Below are 26,464 nucleotides of genomic sequence, written 5' to 3'. Positions count from 1 at the left end.
AAGTTCCTTGCTATTTTTATCCTAATCGTCCAAAATTAATTGTTTTTGAATCGGTTTATTCTATGAATGATGACATTGCACCAATTGAAAAAATCGTTAAACTTGCTAAGAAGTATAACGCATTAACATTCCATAAGATATCCGAATACTATAATGAATACTACATTGAATTTAAAATCTTTAGTAAATTGCTAAACTTTTTATCGTTCTCCGACAGAAGACTCCTTCCTCAAAAATGTGAAGGTGTGAAACACCAATTTTAGGTGGGAGATGAATGTCGGTTGGCATATGCCAACATGTTTGCTATCATTTACTTGTACAATTTGCTCTTCGAAAACTGAAGATATGAGGTTGGTTGCAGAAAAACGTTGCAACCGTAAAATCTTCAACGTTCTATCGACCCACGCTTGCCGAAGTTGCGAAAACCATGCCAAAGTAGGTAGTGTGGTGAGTCAACGTACAAGATACTTATGTTCTCACCGTAGGGACTACGGGTAGAGCCTGTTAAGATAACCGGTGGATACATCGGTGTTCACAGGAATCTCCCACTTCAAAAAGTCCGTAAGGACGTTAAGTGGTGAGTAGTTCAACATTTATCTTTCCCTATTCTTCCTAAGCTATCTTTAATAGTTGTTTCTCCAAGCTGTGTGTATAATAAGGCCGTATCTTGACTAGTATGCCCAAGTTGCTGCATGACTTGTAACGAGTCTTTTTCTTCCATGTATAGCTTATTTGCCAGTGTGTGTCTTAATTTATGAGGAGACATTTTTTTGCCATAGGCCTTCGTATATTTTTCTACTATATCCTGGATAGCTCTAACCGAAAGAGGCTGTGCAGTATGTTTATACTTCGATAAAAACACATTTTTTAATTCTTTCCCTGGAGCGTATTTATTATCTCTAATTTCCATATACTTTTCAATATCATTCAACGCAATGGGGGTAATCCATACTGAATCTTCTTTATTTCCTTTTCGGATCACATCAATTAGTCTTTCTTTTAAGTTTATATCTTCCATACGAAGATCGGCCAATTCACTTACACGAATACCACTACCAAGAAAAAGGGAAAGGATAGCTACATCACGATCTTTATCTCTTAGGAAATAGAACAACTGATGTTTTGTTAAAGATTTTTCATGTTCGTACTTCACGTAATTCAAAAATTCTTGATCATCATCATTATGAAATATTTTAGATCTCATACGTTTTGCACGGGCATTTAATGTTTCTTTATCTTTATGTATTTCAATTTTGGCCATTACATTTCTATAAAAATAACATTCTCCTTCATCATTTTCTGATAGGGAGGTAAGGTACTTGAATAAAGACTTTAAGGCTGAAATTTTTCTGTTAACGGAGGAATTCTGCATATTTTGTTGTAGTTTTAGAAACCTCATGAAGTTCTCAACATCTTTTTTCTTTAAATTCTCCAAATCAGAGAAGGATATGTCTTTAATGGGCTTTAATTTAATAATTTGTTCAGATAATAGCCAGTTAAAGAAAACTCTAAAATCATATACATAATTCAGTAGGGTGGAGGGAGAGGCATCATGCAATTCTTTGTACTCCACAAATTCTTCTATGTAAAAGGGCATTTCATTTAAATTCTCGTATAATTTTTTACGATGTACGGATTTTTGACGTTGCTTACTGTAATCCATAAAAATCACCTCATATATACTATAACAGAAAAATACGAGAACACAAGTTCGCGTGAAATTCAATTTTTACACAGACTTATTTACATAATTAAATTATGGGTGCTTGAATATACCCGAAATTGAATAAAGATAGTGTAATTGTTCTATTGAAAATTATAGATAACCAATTGATAAATTAAAATTACATTATAAAACTAGTAGAAAAATTACATGTGAATGTAGATAAAATAAAGGATTCTTCATACAAAAATCAATATGTGGAAATAGTTTAAAAGTTGTTATCAAATATGAATTGGTTATTTTAATCATGATTATGAGGAGTTAATTAGATCAACATAAGAAAAAATCTTATAAATTTAAATGTAATTTACTATAAAAATTATTAATGAATAACTCAACATTTGATAATTTTTATATAAAGTATAAATTATATAGACACATAGCAATACGCTAAGATTAATGTATTGAGCTCAAAACCCCTAAATACTGTATTAGAATTTTATATAAGCTTATTATTGTTCGCAAAAACGGTATTTCGTGCGAAGTTATGAGGTGTTTGTTTTTTGGCTCTTTATAAATGCATCATTCACTTCCCTTTCGTCAGTATGAATATCTTTTAGTTTCAGATACATTCAACTATACACATTAATATCGATTACATGGTTGTTTCTAAGATATAGCCAGTATATTTGCTTTTCCTAGCTTGATGGTTGTTGGAGTAATCTTAGTTGTATAAATGATAGTAAAAACAAAAAAGACATAAATTAACGTAGATAGATAATTTATGTCTTTTTTAACTAAAACTAAATTATTTTATGATTTAGTTTTGTGAAGTCTGATAGTCTTTTATTTTTTTGTAAATAGCAGATGCAATAAATTCTTCAATGGTAGTGTTGGTTTTCTCTACTATTTTATTAATTGCTTGATATTCTTTGCTAGAAAGTGTAACTGGTTTTGTCACGCTACTACTATCTAAATATATACTATTATTTACACGCTTTATTAATTTTCCTTCTATTATATATGGTGTTAAGTATTCTATCCATTCCACTTGCATACCCATAGGTAATTCAATAAGAGATTGGCGTATATCGAAATACCAAAAACCCTCCTCTTCTGAAACCTTTAGGTTTCTTGGTGATACGTACTGAAGGATTAAGTCAATCAATTGGAAAGAATTGCTGCGTAATTGATCGGACTTAGGTAAACGGAATTTAACAAACCTTTGATGATGACTACGTGGTTTATCAGGTAGATCGTATGCTGGTACAAATCCCGATTTAATAGCTTCATTTAAGGTGAACTCACTTCCAAATTCATCAATTAACATAATATCACCACGCTTAGGAATAGAAATGACCCTTGCTATCGTATTACTTTGAATATATTTATGGAAAAGGACTGTATTATACTTTTGTGAGTATGTATATAGCGTGTTAGCTTGATCAAATTGTTTTATAACTTGAAGTAACTCTTCTTCTCTAATGAATTTAGTTTCGCGGTTACGATGTTCCCGTATAGTAGCGGCTAATTCCCCATCCCCTAACCATTTTTCTAATTGATATGTGCTTATACCATATTTTTTACTAGCTTGGTAAAGCGTAATACCTTCCGTTTCTCTTCCCTTTTTAATTGTTTCCACATTTTCTCTTTTGAAAAGGAAACTTCCATCTAAACGCCATGTATCCTTGTTGATTGGTACTAATTCTTCCTGTTTGATTAAATTATTAACAACGAAATTACTAACTTCTAAATATTCCCTCACTTCGTTTGTATTCATAATCATTTGCTGATTCTCATTCATATTTCCTCTCCTCTTGTATTTCATTTATATTTATTTTACAAATTATTTAAGTCTAATTTTAATTTTAAAGAATATATAATTTTAATTCATTATAACATATTTAAAGTTTAATCTTTTTACATAATTTAATAAAAATAATTTATATTTACTAATTAAATTACTTTTTACATTTATTTAAAAATAATAACAAAATGTTTATATAAGTAAGATTTATATAACCATAGAAAATGGGCGTTTTTCTATGGTTGTTATAACTTTTCATTTTTATAAAATTTAATTTTACTATGTAACTAATTTTGAATTAACTTAAGTTATAATAATAAATATAAAAAGAATTAATAAGGAGTTGAAGAATAATGATATATGAATTGAATTCAATTCATAATGAAACTTCTTTAGAAAACATAGAGAAACAAAAACAAAAATTTACAAACATAATTGCATTATGGAATCGTGATTATATAAATGAAGCTGAATTTAAAAAAGAAAATAATGAAAGAAAAGATTCATATACATATGAGGGATTTTCTGATGAAGAGATATTATATTACTACTTGAACCGGCAAACGCATTTTGATCAAGAGAAACGGATTAAAGATGCTTCTCGAATTTTATATGCACGTGATCTAAGTCAGTTTTACTTCTTTGTCAAACAAAGTACGGATTTTTTGCAGAAAGATGTAACAGATTTTGAAGTTGGACAAGTCTGGAGGAATTTAAGAAAACGGCATATCCGTAATTATCAAAAATGGTTATCCCAGGAGGCAATCTCTTATCAATCAAAAGAAAAATACAAAGCATCTACAATTAGTAGAAAACTTGGTGTGATTCGTTCCTATTTGAAATGGTTATATGAAATCCAATATATCCAGGAGCCTCTTCATATAGAAATTTTAAGTACGACGGTGAATAAACAATATAAACCAAAGCGTGAGTTATCATATGGAGAAGTCAAGCAGCTTCTACATTATTATAAGGATAATGAAATCAATTATGCCTTACTATCCGTCCTTGTTACTACTGGGTTACGTGTGGCAGAGGTGGCCCATGCAAAATGGGAAGATCTTGAATATGATGATATACGTGGACGTTATTATTTAACAGTTGATACAAAGGGAGATAATGAACGGATTGTTTCTATTAATAAGGAAATTTTTAATCGTATTGTTGCGTTTCGGATCCGTAGGAGATTACCTATAGATATAGGAAATAAAAATGGCGGGACCATTTTTCAAACGAAAAACCATACTGCTTATAGAGAAAATTACTTATCACAATATGTTTCTAAGATTATAAAGGACACCAAGTTACCCTTTACAGAGAATATCCGAATTACTCCCCATTTCTTTAGACATTTTTATGTACAGTATTTATATGATTATAAGGGACTTGCTCCCCATGTAATAGCAGCTGCAGTTGGGCATAAAAATGATAGAACTACAAAAGAAAATTACTTGAAGCAAAGACTTACTAAAGATAATGATGCAGGAAATTTAATTGGTAATGATGAATTTTAATATGTAATAAATATATAATAATTAGTAGGGGAATTTGTTGTTATAAGGTTTTACCCGCACTATTGATTTGAATTAAAATATGAGAAAATAAAGTTAGATTTCATAGTATATGGCTATTACTACTTATGAAAACTTATTTGGTACTAACCCTAGTTGATAAATAACTCAAAAAAGAACCTGTTAATAGGTTCTTTTTTTGTTGCTATTTATTTTTTTCTAAAATACGTTCAACCTCATCAATGTCTAATTTACTGGCTTTAGCAATCGTTTCAAGTGGTACGCCAAGCTCATGCATACCTTTAATCATTTGTATTTTTCCTTGCTGAACCCCTTCTTGAATTCCTTCTTTTTTCCCCTCATTACGAGCATGAGCAAACTTTGCTGCCTCATCCATTAAGGCCTTTTCTCTTGCTTCATATGCTTGACGGAAAGAAGAATCTTGGCTCATACGCTCCCAATTATTCATTGCTTTTTGTAAAATCGGATCTTGGTTCATGGCAATGTCCTCCAATGTTTGTGTGAGGTGCTCATCTTCATTCGCTGGTAATAATAATAACCAACGAACAAACGAGTCTTCCCACGGATTAACTTTCTCTTCACGCCATTGCTGTAGTAACTTTGGAATCTCTACAATATGAACTTCTATATCGTCACTTAATAACTTTTGTTGCTGCTGATTCCAAAGGATTCCTGTTGTATGAAATGCTTCATATTCTGGAAACATCACAAAATTTAACAAGTTTATGGTAATTGTTTTATGAAGGGAGCTATAAGGCATTCCTTTTTGCAATTGTGAGCTATATAACCTTCCCCAATAATAAAGGCTTCTTTTAATCATATCATGATTGTTATTCAATTGTATTTCAACATTTACCTTTGTTCCTGTATTTAATGTAGCTGAAATATCTAAAATCGATAATTTATCTTCTTCATATTCGCGATGCAAATGTGGATCTTCTAATTGTAGGGCAACAATAGGTGATTCTAAAGAATTTTTTAATATGGCATTTAAAAAGGCAACTAAAATATCTTCATTCCCATTTGTGCCAAATAACTGCTTAAATGCAAAATCGATACGTAAGTTTACTAATGAATTGGACATGGTTTTCCTCTTCCTGTTTTAGACTATATCTTTACCTTTATTGTACATAAAACCAAAGCTTATATGCAAACAATCCCCTTTGATTTATATAGGGATTTAAGTCTTCTCTTAAAGGGATAAATTTGTAACAGAGGAATTGAATGATAAGAAATAAAGGAACGATCAAAAGAATCAATATTCTGAAAATAAGTATTTACAAAAATATTTATTTGAATTAAAATGTGAGATACAAGGATTCGACATTATACGACAAAATGAAATTATTTTTCGGAATATTAAAACAACTAAGAAATGAGGTATCTATATGAATCTATTTCGAAAAAAATCTATTTCAGCATTATTAGCACAGTCAGAACAAAAAGGGGCATCTTTGAAAAAAGAACTTGGTGCTTTTGATCTTACTATGCTCGGGATTGGCGCTATTATCGGAACTGGAATTTTTGTTCTTACCGGTGTTGCTGCAGCAGAACACGCAGGACCAGCACTTGTTTTGTCGTTTATTTTATCAGGTTTAGCCTGTGTATTTGCAGCATTATGCTATTCTGAATTTTCATCAACTGTACCAGTATCCGGTAGTGCTTACACTTATAGCTATGCAACATTTGGAGAATTAATCGCTTGGATTTTAGGATGGGATTTAATTTTAGAATATGGATTAGCTTCCTCAGCTGTTGCATCTGGTTGGTCAGGATATTTACAAGGACTATTAAGTGGATTTGGTATTACATTACCTACTGCTTTAACAAGCGCATATAGTCCAGAAGCCGGAACATATGTAGATTTACCAGCAATCTGTATTATCTTGTTAATAACACTGTTATTAACAAGAGGTGCCAAAAAATCAGCACGCTTTAATGCTATCATGGTAGCTATTAAACTATTTGTCATCTTACTATTTATTGGTGTGGGAGCTTTCTATGTAAAACCTGAAAACTGGACACCATTTATGCCGTTTGGCTTCTCAGGTGTAACAACTGGAGCTGCGACTGTATTCTTTGCTTACATCGGATTCGATGCTGTATCAACAGCTGCCGAGGAAGTCAAAAACCCACAGCGAAGCATGCCAATCGGTATCATTGCTTCTTTAACAATTTGCACGATTTTATATATCGTTGTTTCATTGGTTTTAACTGGAATTGTACCTTATAATCAGTTAGGTGTGAAAAATCCTGTTGCATTTGCACTACAATACATTCAACAAGATTGGATTGCTGGTTTCATTTCTTTAGGAGCAATTACTGGAATCACAACTGTATTACTCGTTATGTTATATGGACAAACACGTTTATTTTACGCAATTAGCCGTGATGGATTACTACCAAAAGCGCTTTCTCGCGTAAATAAAAAAACGAAAACACCTGTTCTCAATAGTTGGATTACTGCTACTATGGTTGCTTTCTTTGCTGGTTTCGTTCCTTTAAATAAACTAGCTGAATTAACAAATATCGGTACATTATTCGCATTCAGCGTTGTTTCAATTGGAGTAGTTATTTTACGTAAAAAACAACCAGAATTACCGCGTGCTTTTAAAGTACCCTTTGTGCCATGGATTCCGGCTTTAGCGGTTCTATTCTGTGGATACTTAGCATTACAACTTCCCGCAACAACATGGATTGGTTTTGCAGTGTGGCTTGTAATTGGGCTAATTGTCTACTTCAGTTACGGTTACAAAAATAGTACGCTACAAAAGGAACAAAAAGAAGACGTAGCATAATGAAAAAGCTGTTGTCCCATTAGGGCAACAGCTTTTTTCGTTATGATGCAAAAAATAAGGAAATTGTTAGAGTTGGTGTAAATTATGAAGTGATCTAATCTAATGCTTACGTAAGTGATACGGCTATACAGGTATAAAAACTAGTAACAAAGCATCTTAATGTTTATGAGATGCTTTGTTACTAGTTTCTCTTCTCTCTAATCTCCTGCGAGACCATATTTATTTATTGAAATTTTCCATATCTTATTTGATTTATTTATTCTGTAACACCAGATTGGGTTACTTTTACATCAGCTGTTACACGAAAACGTAAATGTTTATAGGATTCTTCCCATTCTTGACTGTTCCATTTTCTTACGTGAGTTCTACCGAGCTTTCTAAGTCCTATAGGATCTGTGCCTTTTTTAATAAATCTCTTTATCAATGTAGTTGCTTTTTTTTCTATTTCTGTTTCCATAATTTTTTCTAATTTTTTTATTTCTTTAGGATTATCTAGATTTTTGGTTTTTGTAAATTCTTGAATTTCAGCTTTAACTTGAATATGAGCATTTACGAATGGATGCTTACTATTCCCCTCCATCTTATATTTTGTTCTAGCTTTTATATTCTCTATCGTGGCGTAAGTATTTGAAGAACTAGGTAGTTTGAATTGGTATGTACCTTGTTTAAATTTATCTGTCAACAATTTAAATACAAATAAATCTTTAGGGTTCACTTTATCAACCATTTTACATCTTTTAAAAAGTGCTATTCCATTTAACTCCAACACGTTCCCTTTTTTAGATATCATCGGCAAATAGGAATCCCTCGCATCATCATCAAGTTGATTTAAAAACATAAAAAAGTTTGTTTTTGGTTGCGTCCCATTGTTCATATTTTGCTCCAGTAAAGAGGATAGATAGGAAGCAATTTCTTTTTCTTTAGAATAGTTCCCTTTTAATAGTGATTCCCCTTTTCCATTTGTAATTGCTAAATAAATTGCATTTCCTACACTAGGATTTCGGTTCAAAGTCTCTAAAATTTCCTGCATTCCCTTTTCAATTATTTTTTCATTAAATATAATAACACGCAATTGCCCCAACTCTAGAGGTCCAGAAGATTTTTCGGATGCTCTTGCAAGAACTTCTCTACCAGTCTGGCCTGATGCTGAATAGATTTTCGTTTCACCTTCCCCGCCTCCTTTATAAGCTGCAATCGCAAAGGTTCCTTTTAGCTTACCTTCTGCTTCAGTATCATATGCCGCAACTTGAACTAAATCAATGTCATCCACAATTTTCGTTTTAGCACAACCTATTGAGAAGACACTTAATATAAGGAAAAGTATCCATCGCTTCATGTTTATCTCCTTAACTTTATTTTGGCGGTTTGAATTAGCCATAGTACAGGTAGGTATACATATATATATACAAAGCCAATTTGACCTGTCCAAGTATTTAATAAGTTAATTTTATTACGGTTATTCAAAAAAAATGATAAAACAAAGATGAATACGATGATAACTGGCAAAACATATTTTTGCTTTATTCCCAGCGCCTCTTTTATACCACGACTTACTCCCCATAATGTAAAGGAAACGTTAGGTAATATAAAAAAAGCCCAAACAGAAACAATAATGTATTCAAACCGCTCTATAAAGGGAAATTGTATAATTTTAATCATGCTTAAATATGCCCATATCGCGCTCGCGAGTTGTTTTTCACTAAAAAACGCAAGAGTTAAAATCATAAGGTATGTGTAGACAATAGTGGTTACTAAATTTGCATAGTGCGCATATTTTTGAGACGTTTTTGCCTTTTTAATAAATGGGTAGTACAACAATAACATTTCAAATCCAAAAAAACTAAACATATTTCCTTTCATTCCTTTCATAATTTCTAGGAATGAATGCTGTGCAATTGGAAATAAATTCCGAAAATCTGCATACTGCAAAGGATAAAAAAATGTGAAGATTAGAAAACTTGGGATAACGATTCCAAAGAAGCCGATTCCGGCAACTACACGAAATCCTCCAGTAACAATGTAATAACATAGGCCTAAAAAAGCCCCCGCTATAACCCAAGATGAAATTGAAGGAAACATCCAAACATGTACTACTTCAATATAAGTATGGAGTGTTGTTGCACCTAACAATACAATATAGCATAAAAAAATCAAGTTGAACAATCCACCAATCCATTTTCCAAGTACGTTTTGATTGATTGCAATGATGTCTCCATTACCCTGATTTAAAATCTGATATATGATCCAAATCATAAAATTAACAGATATTCCAAAAAGCAGCGTGCTAATCCACGCATCATTTCCAACTAATTTTGCACTAATCCTTTCAAAACCAAGCATACCAACCCCCATCTGTATAGTAATAATTAAAAAAAATACCATATATGGAGAGACTTGATACTCAATTGGGATCTGTTTCATAATACTCCTCCCTGTTAAATTCAATCATCAAAATCATTTCGTGATAGGATTTTATTTTTCTCTACCTCTTCTGGATTAAAGCGAAAACGTTGTTTAGACCTTGAAAAAATAGGACGTCGAAACATCGCTGAGATTGGCATACGTATAATACTATCTTTCCAATCTGTAGGGCGTGTAGGATAAAAAGGAAACAAATAAGGACGTCTTAATGATTCTGTACGTAATAAGCGTGCTAAAAGCAAAGAGCTTGTTAAAACAATTCCTAATAAACCCAGCAGGTGTGCGGCGATTATAAAAGGAAAACGAATTACTCGAATTGTATTACCAATTCGATATATTGGTGCTGTAAATGAACTAAGAGCTGAAAGTGCAACAATGATAATTAGTACATTACTTGTAAGACTTGCCTCTACCGATGCTTGGCCAATTACAATACCACCTACTATACCGACAGTTAAACCCACTTTAGTTGGTAAACGTGCCCCCGCTTCTCTCAGCAATTCAATCGTTATTTCTAAAAAAAGTGCTTCAATTAATGGAGGAAAAGGTACTTTACTTCTCGATATGATTAACGTTTCAAGAAGCTCTTTTGGAATAAGCTCGTAATGATATGTTAATATCGAAACATATAATGGAGTCGTTAAAACAGAAAACATAAAAGCAAAAAGCCTTAACAGTCGAAAAAAGGAGGCAATAATCCAAGGCATGGTGTAATCTTCTGTCGTAGAAAAAAAGTCAATTAATGTTGTTGGCAGGGTGATAGCATAAGGTGAGCCATCTACAAAAAGTGCAATTTTCCCTTCTGCCAATACAGCTGCTACACGGTCTGGACGTTCTGTATTCAAAAATTGAGGGAATATGGAATTAGGATTGTCAGCAATTAATTGAATCAAATAAGTACTATCTAAAACATGGTCTGTTTTGATTTGACTCACTCGTTTTATAATTTCTTGTAGATTTTGATCATTTACAATTCCCTCAATAAATACAATTGCAACGGTTGTGTTAGAGAGAGAACCAACTTTCAATTCCTTCATTTGTAAATAAGGTGTTGGAAGCTTTCTACGTACTAAATTTAAGTTTACGTCTAAATCTTCAACAAATGCGATTTGTGGACCCACAATATTGTATTCAATTTCAGCTTTTGTAATATCCCTTTTTTCTTTCTTTGATACATTTATTAACAAACCATTTAATGTATCTGTATCAAACTGAATAAGTATATAGCCGTTTAAAATATTATCCTGAATATCTTCCCTTTGATTTGTTATTTTTGAATTTTCAAAGGGTAAGACAGACTGAATGTCTTGTAACGAATCGAATCTCTTCTCTTTTATATAGGTTAAAATCTCTTCATGAAATATATTTATATCGATTAATGTTCTAAAATATGAAATGACTATAGAGGAATTGTTTGAAGCGATTTCCAATGTTATAAAATCTTTAGATTTTTTTAGTAATTGCATTAAATCCTGTAAAGATTTTATAGATTCATCAGGTATTTTTCCATACGGTTTCAATTGATAATACCCTTCCTTTCAGAAAGAAGTTACATATAGTTTTTAAGAAATTTTTATTTTAAAAATTAGGGATAGTGATATTTAAACATGCTCATTGAATTAGCAATAACTCCTTTAAAAATAACTTAACCAAAAATAGTTAAAAAATGTATCTAAGGTAAAAAAAGGAATGATTATAAACGAAATTATAATAAATTGCATGGTACTCTTTAATGATTGAATCAATGTGTTATCTCCTTTCTAGAAGGATTGTTTTGAAAATAGGCATTTTTCCATATGGCTTTCCTCTAAAATCCATATAAGATACCCGAAAATAAGTAAGTGAAAAGCATCATAAAAATGGAGGTTGCAAAGAAACCATAAAACCAAATCTGATCGGAAACATTTTCTTCAATACCAAAATAACGATTTAACTTTTTGTAATTTTCTGAAATGGATGAGTAAAATTTTTTGAGGAATTTAAATTTAAGGTGAGGTTGTGTTAAAATAGGCTCACCAGACGTAATTTTAATAAGGATTTGTTTCATAGCCATTCTTCCTTTCTTAAATTATGTTGGCCCATAAGAGGAAGGTGTTTTTCCAGGCTGGCAGGCACGGAAACATCTTTCTCTTTTGTTTTTTTACTTTTTATTTTTAGGTTCACCAAACCATTCATGCATTGCATCAATCGATACAAGCCAAGACTTTTGATCCCGTTTATATATGCGGTTCGGATCACGCGGCGGTTCAAAATATTTAATCAAACCGCGTTCAATCATACTATCAATTTGCTTTTCTTTTGCTAAAGATGGTTTTACCTTGTTTTTTACTGTTTCATAGGGTATCCCCCATCTTATAGCCGCTTCTTGAAGAAACATATACTTATCAATTTCCTTCATTAACAAATCCCTTTCTAAATCTATAAATATTTTTATATGAACCTCCTTTCAACTTAAATTTAACCTATATAGGTTAAATTTAAGTGTTTTCCTATTTTTTCTTTCGAATTTTTTCGACAAATTAAAAAATCCCTATAAATATGGGGTACGGAAACGATTCAGGGAATGAGGGGCCACTCTGGGATTAAATTACAATTTTAAAATTTAAACAAAAACCGAAAGTAAACTTTTTTAATGTTCATTTAGTGAAAACGAGTTTTACAAAAGTATGAAAATAGCAAACCAATAAAAAAAATTGTATTATTACCATTATGTCAAAAAGAACTTGTAGTAATTTCTACAAGTTCTTTATTATAAATTTGAATGTAAACTTTTGAATAAAAGATCACTTTCGCTATAAACATCAATCCAATAAAAAAAGAGTAGCTTTTGCTACTCTACATACATATAGTGGCTCCGATTTATATTTTATCAAAACTACAAGAACAACCAATCTTGTTAATTCACATTACTTCTAATTACCCATTCTATTTCTGCTAATTCTTGTTTTAGAGTATTTTGAGTGTGTGGCTTGGTGAAATGAACATTAAGAGCTTCTTCGTTTTCCCAAATCTCCCAAAGCATTAATTTTCGTTCTGAGGGTTCAAGAGGGTACACATGAAATTGAATACATCCTTCTTCTTTAATAGTTTCTTTTTCAAGTTTTTTGAACTCCTCTATTATTTCATTAAGGTCTTTATCACTAATAATTTTCAAGCATGCGGTTATGTAATGCATCAGATTGCCCTCTTTCCATTCCTAAATTTTAGTCGGTATCAAAAATATATTCAATTAATATTTTATAATTCCTTGTTTTTAGGTGTGAGGTGATGGCTGGGGTGAAGCGAAGCCGAGGAACTAGCCCTTCTAATTTCTCTTTCCTTAGACCTAAAACACGAAAGTAAACTTTTACACATTAGTTTACTTTCAAATTGTTGATTTTATCACAAGATTCATAGTGCTCGAGGGTATCAATATACGCCACATGGGTTTAAGAGAAAAATAGAAAAGGGCAAGCACGAAGCTTGCCTTGTATTTTTATTCTTTAGGACGACTCTTATTACCTGCCCTGTCATAAAGCTGATAATATACGGGAACACTTCCATTCTTTATTTTTTTAACATCAGCGAATGGTACTTCAATTTCAATCGCGTTATTAACTTCATCTTCATCTATCGTATAGTTGAGTGTACGACCATTCCAAATAAGTTCAATTCTATCTCCAACTTGCATATCTGGGTAAGGTTCTATTGTAACTTTAATACCTTCTCTTGCACTTTTCATATCAATCATGTCAATATCCAAAGGTTGTAATTCATTTTCAGAACCATTTAATTTATTAGTATCCATCCTTATTACTCCCCTTTAATTTAATAATTACTACGTACCACGATATCACTTCTATTATATGTAAGCGTATACCTTTTTATCTTCTAGTAGGGCATAAATAACAGTTATATCTGTATAGAGAGATTTATTACAAAATTAATTGTAAATTAAACAAAATTCAAAAGTAAACTTTTTTAATGTTCATTTAGTGAAAACGAGTTTTACAAAAGTATGAAAATAGCAAACTAATAACAACCAGTTGTATTATTGACATTATCTCAAAAAGAACTTGTATTAATTGCTACAAGTTCTTTTTGCTTTTTATTATAAATTCGAAAGTAAACTTTTGAATTTTAGAACGGACTTCTAATATAATTTATATTCTGAATATAGTGTTCTCTAATACGGAATATATGGCAACTTAAAAATTCAGGGAACACGCTAGAAATTACACTAAAAAATATATTTCTCAATTCTAGATTAGGAGTTTGTAAATTATACTGAATGGGTATCAAAATAACCAAATTAAGGGAGAGATGAATTGATTGTTGAACTTGTATTCTACTTTACTATGTACAGTTTGAAGTTCGAAATATTGGACGTATTTTTTGCTATAGAAGGAGTGCGAACAATAATATAATTTCATTTTATAAAATAGAAAGGGTGTATTGTTATGGTAAAAAGAGATATTTCAGCAAGGGACCTTGGTGGTAAGGAAGAATCTCCATTTTTATTAAAAAAAGAAGATTGGATTAAAGTTCAAAAATACACAGGTGATGGTGCATATTTACCTGTAAATGATCGAGAGATGCGCCTTGCTTTATTAATGGGTAGCTCAGCAACACTTCCAGATTTTAAAGAGTTATATACTGTTCATACAAGTATTAAAGGTCATTGTGGAAACTGGAACGATAATACCTACAGAGAAGTTCTTACTGTTGCGAATCAAATTGTTAATTATTCAAGAAGAGCAAAGGTCTACTATCAACCCTTAATTGGTTATTTACCAGATATTTTAGATGGGGATACGGTGGCGTTAGAACAGTTCAAGAAAATTTGTGCCAGGTTAGCGAATGAAGCAAAAGAATTTGGGGACCACGCTAAAACATTAGCGGATGCCGTTGGACAATTCGCTAAAGATACTAAATCTGATTATACTAACTTAACAACGGTAAAAAATAAATATGATAAATTGTATGGCGATCATAGCGAAGAGGTAAAACGCCTTAGAGCTGAAGTAGAAAGCTTGCGGAAAGATCTAGAGAAATACATGGAAGAGTTCAAAGATTATGAATCTCAATCTTGGCTGTCTTTACTACTTGGCCCTGTTTTTGGTTTTGCGTTAAAGGCAATTCTCGATAGTACGAAAGGAAAAGCGTTACAAGCTAGAATTGAAGCCACAAGGGAAAAAATCAAAGCAAATGGGGAAATCATACAGCGAAATGTTTATTTGATGGCTTTACTCGATAAGGCAGATGTGGGAACCGACAAAACCCAAAAACAAATTGAGGATGCGCTTCCTGTAATTGAGAAAATCAAGGGGATTTGGAATTCTCTTCACGAAGATCTATCAGTACTATCGGAAATTGTAATGGAAGATATTCAAAATGATCCGGAATTTGCTGATTTAGGAATTGAATTGGCAATTTTACAATGGGAAGCAGTAGGTAAACAAGCAGATGATTTCCGAGTTAATGCAGATGTAGAATATATAGTTGATCAATATATTGCATAAGTACACTAAAAGTAATTAATAGAACCGAACAAATAGAATAAACCTATGTGTTATCTCAAATAAATCAGTTGTTTTTATTACGTAAGTTTAAGAATTGAGCAGTTACAACAAATAACTTAACCGTTAATATAGGGATAAAAGGAGCTAAAGAAACAGAGATTGAATTCTCGCTTGCGTAATATTTAACTTCTTTTGTCCCTAATTTTATGTAGATGGGGGAAATACATGTTAGCCCATAAAGTGGATTATAAAAAACTATATGAAGAATTGTTGAATAATCAGCATATCCCAGGAACTTTTTACTCAAGTACTACGAAAACAAAATATGAAATTCGCAGTTTATTTGTTGATTTAGGTGAAGTATATAAGTTTATTGAGGAAAATCAACTAACGCCAAATATGATTTCGATTTTTGCAGATGTTGTTCGAATTCCTGATAAATTTAACTGTACTTTAAAAGATATGCAACTAGTTATCCGAACAAGACGTGTGGAAATTGAATCAGATGGAAAAGCAGAGATTCGACTAGATTACAAAGATGGAAGTAAGCTCGCACAATTGACGATTTATGGACTTGAGCTTTCTGGAACGTTACATGCTATTCCTATCTACAATCAAAGTTCCCCATCGCCATATCCAATAGAACTGAGAAATAAAGGCGTACGTTTGTCCGATAAAGATGGTACATTCACCAAAGAAGAAATTTCGTATGTAGTTCCTACACCTCAATTCCCAAAACTATTTATGTCTGTTTTCCAAGTAGCTTGTCTATTTTATGAATCTCAACCGGATATTGCAGCTGATCAGTTAAACTGGTTGAAAGCTTTTACAGCTCAATATAAAGATTTAAGTTCATTGTGTATACAAAGCACTGCATTACTTACCATTTTAACTGCTAACTATGGTGAGAATACGTTTGTTCCACTTCTGGATAAAGATCTTTATAGGGATGAAATTAATGCTTTCTTGGCAGCAGCACAACATTTTGAGGAACAATATCACCGTTACTTAGATAAAAACCTAGCAATTGCAGATCGAAAAGCAGCAGCTACTCTTATGCTCCAGCATGAACAGGATACATTGTTATTTAAAGAAACACTAATTAATCAAGCAAAAGATAATCTGAGAAGTGCTCAAAATGCTGTTGAATCATCTTTGTATCAATTCGAAAAACAGCAACATGTTGTAACAATAGCTAAAATTGATTTCGAGTATGGGCTTAAAAAGTATCATTATGAACAACAAATGAAGATGGCTTTTAAAATGGTGAGCGCCGTTCTTAATTTCGCAGAATCTATAGGCTCGATAATTGCTACAGGAGGGACTGCAGCACCTGGAGAAATTATCGATATAATTAACAGTTTAAAAGAAGTAATAGAAGCTGGAGGTCAGCTAGCTGCATTAGCGCAATCATTAAAAGAATGTATGGAGAAACTTAATGAATTAGCTGAATTAATTAATAAAATATATGCACTAGCTGCAGAGATATCAAAAGCATCTACGGATATGGAGTTCTCAGAAGAACTCTTAAAAAAAATTCAAGAAAATGAGTGGGAACTTCCTAAAGAGGATCTGACTGGAGAGGCAACGTGGAAAATATTTCAGTTGAAAATAGCTGCTGCTTTAGAAGATGCCATTAAGAAAGAAGTTGAGGGGGCTAGAGAGTATCTACTATCATTAGATATTCTAGCTGTTTATGGTCAAACACTTGCTTCGAATCAAGTTATTATCATTCGCTGTAGTCAAGAGCTATTTCGTCTGTTGCTAGAAAAACATATTCATCAAGCAGATCTTGCGAGGTTGAAAGAGTATATTAAGAATCTTGAAGGGCAAGAATCTGAAAACGAAGAAATGGAACAAAAATTATATCAACGCTATTTAGATATGAAGCAAATTCTATTTGTAGCTTTAGCAAATTATAAACATGCTTATAAGTATTGGGCTCTTCGCGATTCAGATGTAAATCCTAATATTTTAAAAGATGTATCAGAATTAAAAGTAGATGTTGCTACATTACAAAAGGACTGTATGGAGGCCTTAAAACAGTTTAATCCACCACCTCAACCATTTCAAAATCGAACAATAGAGATTACAGATTCTAATGCTTTGAAAACCCTGAAGGAGACAAGAGAAGCTTCTTGGGAAATCAACCTAAATGATTCGTTTTTTGAAAACGAGTACCGTGTTCGACTTAAATTAATGCGAATTTGGTTAGATGGAGTTGACGCTACTTCTAAAGTACAAATACGGATCACGAATTCGGGACATTATTATGATGATTATAAAAATAAAAAGTTTCAATTTAATACAGAGCCCTTTAATCGAGGTTTTAGCTATGTAGGTTCAACGATTATTACTGATGGCACGATAGCAGAAGAATTTGCTTATGATTACTTTATTCCAAACCCTTTTACAACTTGGACAATTAAAGTACAGGATGGGCCAGATCTTTCTAAAATTACAAAAATCCGAATGGAACTAGCAGGATCTCTTGTTGCTAATTACAAGAAAAAATTCCTATCTTAAATGTTCTAATGGAATCTTTCTAAAATGGATGAATAAATACAACTTAAAATAATTTAGAGGGGTGTTAACATGAACAATTTAGCCTTTTCTCCACGTGAATTAGGCGGGAAATATTCCCCTTTTCTCCTAACAATAGATGAATGGCGTTCATTCGCTCGTTATTTGAACGGATGGATCTCAGCACCAACTAGTATCGATCAAGTCAAGGAAAGAATGTATCTCGTACTCGACGGGAAAGTCAAAAAAAATTGGGATAGACTCATAACAACTTCTGTTTTTCGTGAATTAGTTGAAGAAGCAATTGCAACTAAGTTAAACGTTAGGGAAAAATGTAGGTTCTGGGAAAATGGAGGGCATAAAGATATACTTATCATTGCTCAAAATATTGTTTCCTTTGCGGATTTAATTTCTATTAAATATTATAATGATCTTAATCAAGTAATATTGGAAGCGCAAACCGGTAAATTATCCCCAAATACAAAATCTAAATTCATAAATATATGTAAAGATTTATCTAATCACGCACAGACATATTATCAACAGTCTCAATCTATGGCAACATCTCTCTCCGAATTTTATTCAGAAATTCAAAAATACGAAGAAACAGTACAAACGTGGTCGCATCGGATGTCATATTTATCACTGCAAAACTCAAATGATTTCGTTGTCGCACAAAACACGGTTGTCTATTTAGTAGCTCCAGTCATGCATTTGGTTCAGTTTAAGGAGCACGTTTCACTTGTTATTCGGAAAGTTCATAGAATATGGAGCGCTATATCTTATGATTTAAAAGAATTAGCAGATAATATTGATGATATTGAAAATTTAGAGGAGTTCATTGCTGCTTTAGAACTTGAATTGGCCTTTGAAGATTGGAAAGCAATTCGTGATGAAGCTGAAAACTTCTATAAAAACGCAATTAACATTTCTTGAGGCTAATTACTCTTATTATAAATGTAGAGTACCGCCCAATCAGCTAAACGAACAAAACAAAAGAAGAATCCAACTTGGATTCTTCTTTTGTTTTGTTCATAAAGTTATGATTTTAAGAATATTTTTTATTTTCATATATCTAAAGATAAAAAGAATCCTTGATACGTCTGTGAAGTGTTTCGAAAGGTACACCTTTTGGTGCTATCGAAACCACATAAAATATTAGTTCCAAAACCTCAAAAATCCATTTTTGAAATGCATCTTAAAAAGGACACCTTTTGAAACAGATTTTCTCGTTTCAAAATCTTTAGGATTCATATGCTCTTTCAAATCATTTAAATCCAGACTGAGTTTTTCACCATTTAATTTTTCTTATTTTCAAAAAACAAAAAGAGCTCTGTATATAAATGGCTCTTTATTAGTTAATCACAGCTTGAACTTCCATCATTACTAGAAGAAGAATCGCCACAATTACTTGATGAATTATCATAATGTGAGTGAAATGTAGATGTAGTTACAACAGGTGATATATAGTCTGAATTATCATCTGTATAAGTAGAAGATTTTGCGGATTTCTTACGTTGTTTACTCTTAAATGGTGGTGAATCATTGTAATAAACTTCATCATATTGATTTTCAAACTCATCTTTTCGTAACTCTCTAAGTTGCACCTTTTTACTTTCCTGTCTTTCCTCGATCTGTTGAGCCTTCTTTTCTAAAAAACGATATAAAAGTCTTATAAAGCGCCATACCAGGAATATAACTATAACGAAAATACAAGACAGTTTTATAATTGTCATAGCTCTATCCCCTTTATTTCACAACGATCTTAACTTTTGCACCGTCTGGTAATTTCTCCACTTTATTCCCAATGTACGAACCAGCACCACGATTATCAGCTGGTTTTATATGCCTAATATCAGCACCTTTCCCACCTTCCCTACACATAGCCATAGGGTATTCATCCCGATCATATCCTTTTTTCGTTGGAACATTTGCCAAAGACTGTTTTCTCCTTTCGGCGGCTCCATCCCGATCAATTGTACAAATATCTGTCTTACCATTTGCAATCGCATCTTTAATATGTGCCGCTGTTTCTGGATACTTATTTGATGGAAGCTCTATCACTTGTGCAATATCTTGTGATCCACTCGTTTGTTTTGCAGAATTTGAATTTTGAGTTGCTGAACATCCCGAAAATAATAATCCCATTACTAAAAAACTACTTACAGCCCCTTTAAAATTCATTATGCTCCCCCTTATGAAAATCTTAATTAAATTCGCTAAATACATAATCATAAAATGCATCTGCAACATTTTCCACCAAATCATAAGAAACATACTTCTCCAATGCTTTCATTAACATAGGCTTTTCATCTTTAAAATCAATCGTATAATCCATTAAGAAACTCCAATTCCAGGAAGGAATTGCAATCAAACAACTATGCTTCATTGCATGTTCACAAAAATAAACGCTGGGTGATTCATAATTTTTTAGAACTTCAAAATTTACAAGATTCATCTATACCCCTCCTATTCTTTATTACTTAAATTAGAGTATTTCTTATATCTTTTTTGTATGTCGTTGGTAAAAGCTACACTGACTAGAATTGGTAATGCTAAGTACATAATATATTTAAAACCCGTATACTCTACAACAACTATACTTCCAATAATAAGAACTACCGTGGTAAAAAATGAGATGATAAAAATACGTTCGTACTTTCGAGATTTACTTTCCTGTTCTAATTTCCCCTCTTTCATACTCTGGTTTCCCCCTTTGGATTCTTATAAAGTGAAATCCTCCATTGTTTTACGAATTTCATCGGCTTCGACACCAATGTATTGTAAAGTTTGACCTTGCGTCGCATGGCCAAATAGTTTCATCAAATAGTACACATCTTTCTTTCTCTGATAATAGTGATATCCAAACGTTTTTCGCATACTATGTGTTCCCCATTGTTCTGAATCAATACCGCAAGCCTCGGCCGCTTTATGCAAAAAAGTATGAGCCATTTGTCTTGTAATGGGTTTATCCCCTTGACGACTTGGAAAAAGCCAATCAGAGTCGGCCCGATTACTCGTGTATTTCGCAATCTCTTGTTGCAAGACTGAATTAAAATACACTTCTACCGTTGTATCTGTTTTTTCCATTTTAATTTTCATAACATCTTTTCCACGAATATCTTTTACACGTAATCGTAGAATGTCACTGATACGTAAACCTGTATTAATTCCAAAGTAAAATAAAAAGTAATTTCGGTATGAGGAATTTTGTAATAACCAATCTTTCATTTCTTCAATTTTTTCTAATGAACGGACCGGCTCTTTTGCTCCAGGTTTTCGTCCTCCTTTCGCCATAAAACACGACCTCCTAATTCGATGCTGTTACCTATAATATGTAAAACTTACTTTAACTATAACTTCATTTTGTTAAACTGACAATCTTTTTCTTTTCATTTTATAGCGAAAAAACCCAGTAATACCATAGAAAAACGCATGATATCACTGGTTCTTATAAGTTTAACATTTTGTATGTTTTGTAAAACTAATTTTATCTTTGTAATCTTTAAACATGTTCAAAAAAGTGTACCTTTTGAAGTGTGTTTTTTAAGGGAAGTTTTTTGAATAAAGTTATTTCGAAAAGATTTTTAATTTACCACCAAATCAATATCTACAATTAATTGAGTGCTGTATTGTTTTAGCTAATTGAAAAATATTAAAGACATTGAAAGGGGAAATTCGCATGTTAAGTAAAAAATTCGCTTTTTTTAGTCTAGCTACTATAGTTCTTATGAGTGGAACAGCTAATGTAGCATCTGCAATGGAGCAACGTTCAACTCTCGATTATCCTATTTCTTCTATTGAATCTACAAAAAAAACTGATACATTTTTAGATAAATTGATAGATTTTAAAGACAAAGAAAAAGAAGCAAAAAATTATGGAAAGAACCTTCCTAATCATAGAGATAAAATTGTAGTAACACCAAAAGCAAAAGAAGCTTTTAATAACTATGAGCAAAATGGAACAAGGATTAATCAAGCTTTAAGAGAAGGGAAAGTAGATGGATATCCTAAAGAGTATGTAAAAGTAGCAAAAGAATACGCTGCAGAAATGGATAAAGTATTTAAACAAAACACTGCTAGTGTACCAGATACAATTATGGTATATAGATATACAGATGAACAACAGTTTGGAATTGCCCCGGGGACATTTTTTCCCAAAGATCCAAAAAACCCAAAAGAAACTGTAGTTAATAAAGAATCAATTGAAAAATTCAAGAAAAAGTTTGAAGGGAAAACTGTTAAAGACAAAGGTTTTACAAGTACGTCACTAGCTATTCTTGATAAATATCTAGGAGAAAAGGCAAAAACAATTCGTATGGATATTGAAGTTCCAAAAGGAACACATGCTGTATATATGGGAAATGAATATGCGGAATTAATATTACCAAGAAACGCTTCATTAAAAATAAAAAAAGTTTCAGGAATTGTTGAAAAAGGAAAACTGATTGTAAAGGTTGATGCAAGTGTGGTAAATAAATAGTTTAATAAAGCTTGAAGAAGAAGAATTATGAAAAAAGATTTACTGGGATGTTTGGGCTTGTTCATTAATTGCTCCAATGCTAATTAATGGGTATACCCTTCCTGTTTATGTTGAAAGTAATGCTTTGTAAAAAAGTACCCCTAGACTTATCTAGGGGTACTTTTTTATAGATGGATTTAATGGATTCTTGTAATGGGTAGTCTCGCCACATAACCATCGAGTTAAGAAAAGCAAATACCTTAAAAACGGAAATTTTATGCATTTTTCTTTTTTATTGTTTTGGGGTAACTGATTCTTTTAGCTTGATGGCGATGCGGCGAGATCCCTAGAAGAACAGTTTAAATGCTCTTATTGTTCTTTAGTAACATATTTAATTCTTTAGCATCTTTTTTTGTATTTAAATAGGATATAAACCAAGAAAATGCATATATCAAAACTATACTTTCGAAAAAATCAGCAGTTGGAAAAGTTGCTATCCAATGGTTATATAGAGATATAAGAAATATAACTAAAATCATTATGAAAAAATGAATTACTAAAGCCAATACATAACTTATTCTTTCAACATCAAAAATAAATGAGAAAATACCTGCACAAGCAGAAATTAACAGAACACTTATTATTTCAGTTTTTGTAATAAAGGTGCTATTGTTTCTCGATAGTAAAACTATCATATATATAAATGATCCAGTTCCTAAGCCTTTATATAGTCGTTCTTTTAATTTCAATATTTTTTTCCTTTCGTACTTTTTATGACTGTAAGGTAATATTCTTTAATTTTGATTGCATATAAAATGTATATAAGATTCCTCCAAAAAATAAACCTACAGACAATCCACTTATAGCAGAATACATTACATTAAATGCAATATCATCATAAAATGAGGAAGATACTTCTAAAGTTACATTTAAAAGATATTTCACAAAAAAGTTAATCAAAATAATTATTAATGGCAAATAACATTTCTTTCTAAAAATAATTGTGCCTTGTTTAAAATAAATTTGATATTTTTTATATAACAAATATCCAATTAAAATGCCTGAAAAAATGAAAATAATATAGCTTATTAAACAATACCCTAGGTGAGGAAATTTACTAATAATTTTCTCCAAACCCCACATCATAAAAATCACAGGAACAAGAAACATTTTAGACAAATTAATCGGTCTCTCTTGAGAAATAGCAATACCTCTTTTTATTAAAATAAATAATAATATCCATACCCATAATGGAGTTCTTATAAGCACTTCTTTAATCATTGTATCTCCTCCTTTGCTTTTATTAATATTTACATTAAAGGAGATATAAAGAAATGCTTTTAAACATAAGTGGTAAAAATCAATACATATGTGGTTATTTAGAATACTGTTTTAGCTTATTTTTTAAAGAAAAAACATATTTTCTTGAGACAATTAAATTTTCTCCATTTGAAAGCAGTGTTTCTAGATTTCCACTCGCCTTAGCTGAGAATTTTTTTAAAAAATGGATATTGACAATTGTAGTCTTTGAAATTCTAATAAAGTTATCTGGAAGTGTATATTGCAATTTATATAAAGGACATTTTATCTCAAATATATTTTCTTTTGTATAAACAAACACTTTTCTTTCAAGGTATTCCAAATAATAAATAGTTGAACAAGAGATTTTTTCTTGTTCATTTTTGTGGATAGAATTTACTATTAAATAATCATCAGAACTATTCTCTAGTGTAGATACCATATCTAGAATGAAAGATGTAACTTTGTGAACGTAAAAAGTACAAGATTCTTCTTTAAGTTTTTCAATGATGTTAATGTTTACTTTCATTTGTTATCCTATGTTCCTTTCTTCAAAATACATTCTATCGTTGGTTTGAAATAAAGTTTTATCAAATTCAAAATAGTATTTTATATGAATATTATTAAAAAATCTATCAACATATTTTATCTTTCATCGCATCTTCTTTATAAACATCGTAACATTATTTTTAAAACACAACTTACCATATTACCATCAATCTAAGAAATGTATTCTTCTCTAAAATGAAAAATTGAGCTGAACTTCTATGGACAACTATGAAAGGAGGAAATCGTGTTGGAAATATAAAACCGAGATACTCCTGTTTTTGGGGTATCTCGGTTTTGTTAGCTTGATGGCGATGTTACCATACCCCTACAATCGACTTATGGGACAACTTTTTTTCACCTTCTATTCTAACTAACAAGTCGTGAAATTCGTTTCTTCTGCCATGAAAGTTTATAGTATCCGTATTGCAAAAGTAAACTCACAATAAATGCAGCTGGATATCCAATCCATATTCCTTTTATACCAAGATTTGTATGATAAGAAAGGTAATAAGCAACTGGGACTTCTACAAGCCATATTGATACGACACCGATAACAGTGGGCCATAGTACAGTTCCACTTGCTCGCATTGTTGCACCAATAATTTGAGCGTGACCAAAAATTAAGTAACTCCAAAGTGTAATCATCACTAAACTATGTGCAATTTCGATTGTATTTGGGCTCGTTAAGAATAACGATAGGATTTCTCTTGAAAACAAGTAAATAAGAGTGATTAATATTCCACCGATTATATAGTTCATAACAATTCCAGCGCGAATAACTTTCTGTAATCGATTAAATTGATTCGCACCAATGGATTGTGCAGCAAAAATGGATACCGTAATTCCAAGACTGACTGCCGGCATCTGAACATAACTTGCAACCTGGTTCACAACCCCATATGCAGCAGTCGCATCAGATCCGAAGCGATTCACAAATGCGATTACCGCAATCTCAGATAACGAAACAAGTATCATATTGATACTCGCTGGAATCCCAAGGCGTAATAATAGTTTTAATAAATCCCAATCCATACGAAGATATTTCCGGACTGTTTCATCTAATTGCAGTGGATGATTCTTCTTCTTTAAATAAATAATCATAACAACAAATGTTACAATGGTTGAGATAACAGAAGCATAAGCAGCCCCATACACATCAAACTTCGGCATTCCTAGCCAGCCAAAAATTAAAATAGGTAATAAAATCATATTTAAAGCTGTACTAACAATTAAGAAATAAAATGGTGTTTTAGAATCTCCTGTACCTCGCATAAATGTTGTATAGGCAAAATATAAGAATAAAACTGGCATAGAAATAAATAAGATACGCGCATAATGCACACTCATATCAATTATATTTTCTGGCGTACCCATAAGGCGCATAATATTTAGGGCAAATATACTTCCCACTACTGCCAAAATAGCTCCTATTATAAAGGTAAAAGTCAGCGTCGTACCAACGATAGCTTTTAAACGATCTTCATTACGGGCACCAAATGCCTGACCAATTAAAATCGAACTACCTGATCCAATCCCAATTACAAATGATACAAGTAAAAAGAATAATGGAAAAAACGCTGAAATAGCAGCTAAATCATTCACACCAAGCCATCGCCCTACCACTACCATACCAAACAATTGTCCAAATGATTGTAATATATTACTTAAAAGCAAGGGAACTAAAAACATAGACATTGATTTCCATATTGGTTGCCCTTGATTTTTTGATTTTGCACTTTCTTGAATATTATCTGTAGATGATTTCAAATTTCATTTCTCCTTTTATTAGGGGTACTATGTCATTCTGGGAATTGTACGCCGAAAGACAAAAAAGAGATTTTAAACCCAACTTTATTATTTGCAAACATTACCCTATATTAAATAGTCAATATTGTTCACCAATTTCAGA

25 protein-coding genes and 1 pseudogene are annotated in these 26,464 nt (G+C 31.8%); 7 read left to right on the top strand and 19 right to left on the bottom strand.

Annotated elements, in window-relative coordinates; genetic code table 11:
* Positions 1-263: pseudogene (locus DM800_RS29455) on the top strand (hypothetical protein); the annotation flags it as partial.
* A 323-nt stretch (positions 264-586) separates the two neighbouring features.
* Here DM800_RS29455 and xerS read toward each other — a convergent pair.
* Together xerS and DM800_RS14375 are read right to left on the bottom strand one after the other, a co-directional pair.
* Positions 587-1,663, bottom strand: coding sequence for a tyrosine recombinase XerS (gene xerS, locus DM800_RS14380; protein ID WP_147787097.1), 1,077 nt, complete (start codon positions 1,661-1,663; stop codon positions 587-589).
* An 820-nt stretch (positions 1,664-2,483) separates the two neighbouring features.
* Positions 2,484-3,467 (bottom strand): hypothetical protein, encoded by a 984-nt coding sequence (locus DM800_RS14375; RefSeq protein ID WP_048567338.1) that lies wholly within the window; start codon positions 3,465-3,467, stop codon positions 2,484-2,486.
* Positions 3,468-3,823: 356 nt separating this feature from the next.
* Between DM800_RS14375 and DM800_RS14370 the strand changes: the two genes are divergently transcribed.
* Positions 3,824-4,984 carry a tyrosine-type recombinase/integrase gene (locus tag DM800_RS14370; RefSeq protein ID WP_147787096.1) on the top strand — a complete coding sequence of 387 codons (1,161 nt, stop codon included), beginning with the start codon at positions 3,824-3,826 and terminating at the stop codon, positions 4,982-4,984.
* Positions 4,985-5,186: 202 nt separating this feature from the next.
* Here DM800_RS14370 and DM800_RS14365 read toward each other — a convergent pair whose 3' ends face one another.
* Positions 5,187-6,086: an Rpn family recombination-promoting nuclease/putative transposase gene (locus DM800_RS14365; protein ID WP_147787095.1), complete on the bottom strand. Its 900-nt coding sequence runs from the start codon at positions 6,084-6,086 to the stop codon at positions 5,187-5,189.
* Positions 6,087-6,390: 304 nt separating this feature from the next.
* Here DM800_RS14365 and DM800_RS14360 point away from each other — a divergent pair, with 304 nt between their 5' ends.
* On the top strand, positions 6,391-7,800 hold the full coding sequence (locus DM800_RS14360) for a branched-chain amino acid transporter BcaP (RefSeq protein ID WP_147787094.1): 1,410 nt from the start codon (positions 6,391-6,393) through the stop codon (positions 7,798-7,800).
* 256 nt (positions 7,801-8,056) lie between these two features.
* Here DM800_RS14360 and DM800_RS14355 read toward each other — a convergent pair whose 3' ends face one another.
* From DM800_RS14355 to DM800_RS14325, 7 genes are all read right to left on the bottom strand, one after another.
* Complete coding sequence (locus DM800_RS14355) at positions 8,057-9,136, bottom strand: Ger(x)C family spore germination protein (protein ID WP_147787099.1); 1,080 nt, start codon at positions 9,134-9,136, stop codon at positions 8,057-8,059.
* 2 nt (positions 9,137-9,138) lie between these two features.
* Positions 9,139-10,221: a GerAB/ArcD/ProY family transporter gene (locus DM800_RS14350; RefSeq protein WP_147787093.1), complete on the bottom strand. Its 1,083-nt coding sequence runs from the start codon at positions 10,219-10,221 to the stop codon at positions 9,139-9,141.
* 20 nt (positions 10,222-10,241) lie between these two features.
* The gene (locus DM800_RS14345) at positions 10,242-11,687 is read right to left on the bottom strand and encodes a spore germination protein (protein WP_370512870.1); all 1,446 of its coding nucleotides are present in this window, start codon (positions 11,685-11,687) and stop codon (positions 10,242-10,244) included.
* 341 nt (positions 11,688-12,028) lie between these two features.
* Complete coding sequence (locus tag DM800_RS14340; RefSeq protein ID WP_000809621.1) at positions 12,029-12,268, bottom strand: DUF3961 domain-containing protein; 240 nt, start codon at positions 12,266-12,268, stop codon at positions 12,029-12,031.
* Between the two features lie 93 nt (positions 12,269-12,361).
* The gene (locus tag DM800_RS14335; RefSeq protein ID WP_048567330.1) at positions 12,362-12,619 is read right to left on the bottom strand and encodes a helix-turn-helix domain-containing protein; all 258 of its coding nucleotides are present in this window, start codon (positions 12,617-12,619) and stop codon (positions 12,362-12,364) included.
* Between the two features lie 498 nt (positions 12,620-13,117).
* Positions 13,118-13,396 (bottom strand): putative quinol monooxygenase, encoded by a 279-nt coding sequence (locus DM800_RS14330; protein WP_002169788.1) that lies wholly within the window; start codon positions 13,394-13,396, stop codon positions 13,118-13,120.
* Positions 13,397-13,696: 300 nt separating this feature from the next.
* Positions 13,697-14,008: a hypothetical protein gene (locus DM800_RS14325; protein ID WP_048567329.1), complete on the bottom strand. Its 312-nt coding sequence runs from the start codon at positions 14,006-14,008 to the stop codon at positions 13,697-13,699.
* Between the two features lie 652 nt (positions 14,009-14,660).
* Between DM800_RS14325 and DM800_RS14320 the strand changes: the two genes are divergently transcribed.
* From DM800_RS14320 to DM800_RS14310, 3 genes are all read left to right on the top strand, one after another.
* Positions 14,661-15,722 carry an alpha-xenorhabdolysin family binary toxin subunit A gene (locus DM800_RS14320; RefSeq protein ID WP_048567328.1) on the top strand — a complete coding sequence of 354 codons (1,062 nt, stop codon included), beginning with the start codon at positions 14,661-14,663 and terminating at the stop codon, positions 15,720-15,722.
* Positions 15,723-15,947: 225 nt separating this feature from the next.
* Positions 15,948-18,248, top strand: coding sequence for a hypothetical protein (locus tag DM800_RS14315; protein WP_147787091.1), 2,301 nt, complete (start codon positions 15,948-15,950; stop codon positions 18,246-18,248).
* Between the two features lie 69 nt (positions 18,249-18,317).
* On the top strand, positions 18,318-19,181 hold the full coding sequence (locus DM800_RS14310) for a hypothetical protein (RefSeq protein WP_048567326.1): 864 nt from the start codon (positions 18,318-18,320) through the stop codon (positions 19,179-19,181).
* A gap of 422 nt (positions 19,182-19,603) precedes the next feature.
* Here DM800_RS14310 and DM800_RS14305 read toward each other — a convergent pair whose 3' ends face one another.
* The 5 genes from DM800_RS14305 to DM800_RS14285 form a co-directional block, all read right to left on the bottom strand.
* Complete coding sequence (locus DM800_RS14305) at positions 19,604-19,852, bottom strand: hypothetical protein (RefSeq protein WP_131233795.1); 249 nt, start codon at positions 19,850-19,852, stop codon at positions 19,604-19,606.
* A gap of 142 nt (positions 19,853-19,994) precedes the next feature.
* On the bottom strand, positions 19,995-20,429 hold the full coding sequence (locus DM800_RS14300; RefSeq protein WP_147787090.1) for a NucA/NucB deoxyribonuclease domain-containing protein: 435 nt from the start codon (positions 20,427-20,429) through the stop codon (positions 19,995-19,997).
* 22 nt (positions 20,430-20,451) lie between these two features.
* Positions 20,452-20,703, bottom strand: coding sequence for a YueH family protein (locus DM800_RS14295; protein ID WP_063263878.1), 252 nt, complete (start codon positions 20,701-20,703; stop codon positions 20,452-20,454).
* 11 nt (positions 20,704-20,714) lie between these two features.
* Positions 20,715-20,945 (bottom strand): hypothetical protein, encoded by a 231-nt coding sequence (locus DM800_RS14290; RefSeq protein ID WP_147787089.1) that lies wholly within the window; start codon positions 20,943-20,945, stop codon positions 20,715-20,717.
* Between the two features lie 24 nt (positions 20,946-20,969).
* Positions 20,970-21,542 carry a tyrosine-type recombinase/integrase gene (locus DM800_RS14285; protein ID WP_147787088.1) on the bottom strand — a complete coding sequence of 191 codons (573 nt, stop codon included), beginning with the start codon at positions 21,540-21,542 and terminating at the stop codon, positions 20,970-20,972.
* Between the two features lie 385 nt (positions 21,543-21,927).
* Between DM800_RS14285 and DM800_RS14280 the strand changes: the two genes are divergently transcribed.
* Positions 21,928-22,728 carry an ADP-ribosyltransferase gene (locus DM800_RS14280; RefSeq protein ID WP_147787087.1) on the top strand — a complete coding sequence of 267 codons (801 nt, stop codon included), beginning with the start codon at positions 21,928-21,930 and terminating at the stop codon, positions 22,726-22,728.
* Between the two features lie 338 nt (positions 22,729-23,066).
* Here the strand turns inward: DM800_RS14280 and DM800_RS14275 are convergent, their stop codons facing one another.
* From DM800_RS14275 to DM800_RS14260, 4 genes are all read right to left on the bottom strand, one after another.
* On the bottom strand, positions 23,067-23,456 hold the full coding sequence (locus DM800_RS14275) for a DUF3021 domain-containing protein (RefSeq protein ID WP_147787086.1): 390 nt from the start codon (positions 23,454-23,456) through the stop codon (positions 23,067-23,069).
* Between the two features lie 22 nt (positions 23,457-23,478).
* A complete protein-coding gene (locus tag DM800_RS14270; RefSeq protein WP_147787085.1) occupies positions 23,479-23,988 on the bottom strand; it encodes a DUF6622 family protein in 510 nt (169 codons plus the stop codon).
* 94 nt (positions 23,989-24,082) lie between these two features.
* Complete coding sequence (locus DM800_RS14265; protein WP_147787084.1) at positions 24,083-24,535, bottom strand: LytTR family DNA-binding domain-containing protein; 453 nt, start codon at positions 24,533-24,535, stop codon at positions 24,083-24,085.
* 386 nt (positions 24,536-24,921) lie between these two features.
* Positions 24,922-26,322: an MATE family efflux transporter gene (locus DM800_RS14260; protein WP_147787083.1), complete on the bottom strand. Its 1,401-nt coding sequence runs from the start codon at positions 26,320-26,322 to the stop codon at positions 24,922-24,924.
* Positions 26,323-26,464: the final 142 nt, after the last annotated feature.

The sequence above is a fragment of the Bacillus sp. AY18-3 genome (genome assembly GCF_008042305.1).
Taxonomy (GTDB): domain Bacteria; phylum Bacillota; class Bacilli; order Bacillales; family Bacillaceae_G; genus Bacillus_A; species Bacillus_A wiedmannii.
The sequence above is the reverse complement of the archived record's forward strand: the minus strand, read 5'-3'. Positions and strand labels throughout refer to the sequence as shown.

Bases quoted from the DNA above. Each gene is read 5' to 3' on its own strand.
- xerS (WP_147787097.1), bottom strand. From the start codon at position 1,663: ATGGATTACAGTAAGCAACGTCAAAAATCCGTACATCGTAAAAAATTA.
- DM800_RS14375 (WP_048567338.1), bottom strand. From the start codon at position 3,467: ATGAATGAGAATCAGCAAATGATTATGAATACAAACGAAGTGAGGGAA.
- DM800_RS14370 (WP_147787096.1), top strand. From the start codon at position 3,824: ATGATATATGAATTGAATTCAATTCATAATGAAACTTCTTTAGAAAAC.
- DM800_RS14365 (WP_147787095.1), bottom strand. From the start codon at position 6,086: ATGTCCAATTCATTAGTAAACTTACGTATCGATTTTGCATTTAAGCAG.
- DM800_RS14360 (WP_147787094.1), top strand. From the start codon at position 6,391: ATGAATCTATTTCGAAAAAAATCTATTTCAGCATTATTAGCACAGTCA.
- DM800_RS14355 (WP_147787099.1), bottom strand. From the start codon at position 9,136: ATGAAGCGATGGATACTTTTCCTTATATTAAGTGTCTTCTCAATAGGT.
- DM800_RS14350 (WP_147787093.1), bottom strand. From the start codon at position 10,221: ATGAAACAGATCCCAATTGAGTATCAAGTCTCTCCATATATGGTATTT.
- DM800_RS14345 (WP_370512870.1), bottom strand. From the start codon at position 11,687: ATGCAATTACTAAAAAAATCTAAAGATTTTATAACATTGGAAATCGCT.
- DM800_RS14340 (WP_000809621.1), bottom strand. From the start codon at position 12,268: ATGAAACAAATCCTTATTAAAATTACGTCTGGTGAGCCTATTTTAACA.
- DM800_RS14335 (WP_048567330.1), bottom strand. From the start codon at position 12,619: ATGAAGGAAATTGATAAGTATATGTTTCTTCAAGAAGCGGCTATAAGA.
- DM800_RS14330 (WP_002169788.1), bottom strand. From the start codon at position 13,396: ATGCATTACATAACCGCATGCTTGAAAATTATTAGTGATAAAGACCTT.
- DM800_RS14325 (WP_048567329.1), bottom strand. From the start codon at position 14,008: ATGGATACTAATAAATTAAATGGTTCTGAAAATGAATTACAACCTTTG.
- DM800_RS14320 (WP_048567328.1), top strand. From the start codon at position 14,661: ATGGTAAAAAGAGATATTTCAGCAAGGGACCTTGGTGGTAAGGAAGAA.
- DM800_RS14315 (WP_147787091.1), top strand. From the start codon at position 15,948: ATGTTAGCCCATAAAGTGGATTATAAAAAACTATATGAAGAATTGTTG.
- DM800_RS14310 (WP_048567326.1), top strand. From the start codon at position 18,318: ATGAACAATTTAGCCTTTTCTCCACGTGAATTAGGCGGGAAATATTCC.
- DM800_RS14300 (WP_147787090.1), bottom strand. From the start codon at position 20,429: ATGAATTTTAAAGGGGCTGTAAGTAGTTTTTTAGTAATGGGATTATTA.
- DM800_RS14295 (WP_063263878.1), bottom strand. From the start codon at position 20,703: ATGAATCTTGTAAATTTTGAAGTTCTAAAAAATTATGAATCACCCAGC.
- DM800_RS14290 (WP_147787089.1), bottom strand. From the start codon at position 20,945: ATGAAAGAGGGGAAATTAGAACAGGAAAGTAAATCTCGAAAGTACGAA.
- DM800_RS14285 (WP_147787088.1), bottom strand. From the start codon at position 21,542: ATGGCGAAAGGAGGACGAAAACCTGGAGCAAAAGAGCCGGTCCGTTCA.
- DM800_RS14280 (WP_147787087.1), top strand. From the start codon at position 21,928: ATGTTAAGTAAAAAATTCGCTTTTTTTAGTCTAGCTACTATAGTTCTT.
- DM800_RS14270 (WP_147787085.1), bottom strand. From the start codon at position 23,988: ATGATTAAAGAAGTGCTTATAAGAACTCCATTATGGGTATGGATATTA.
- DM800_RS14265 (WP_147787084.1), bottom strand. From the start codon at position 24,535: ATGAAAGTAAACATTAACATCATTGAAAAACTTAAAGAAGAATCTTGT.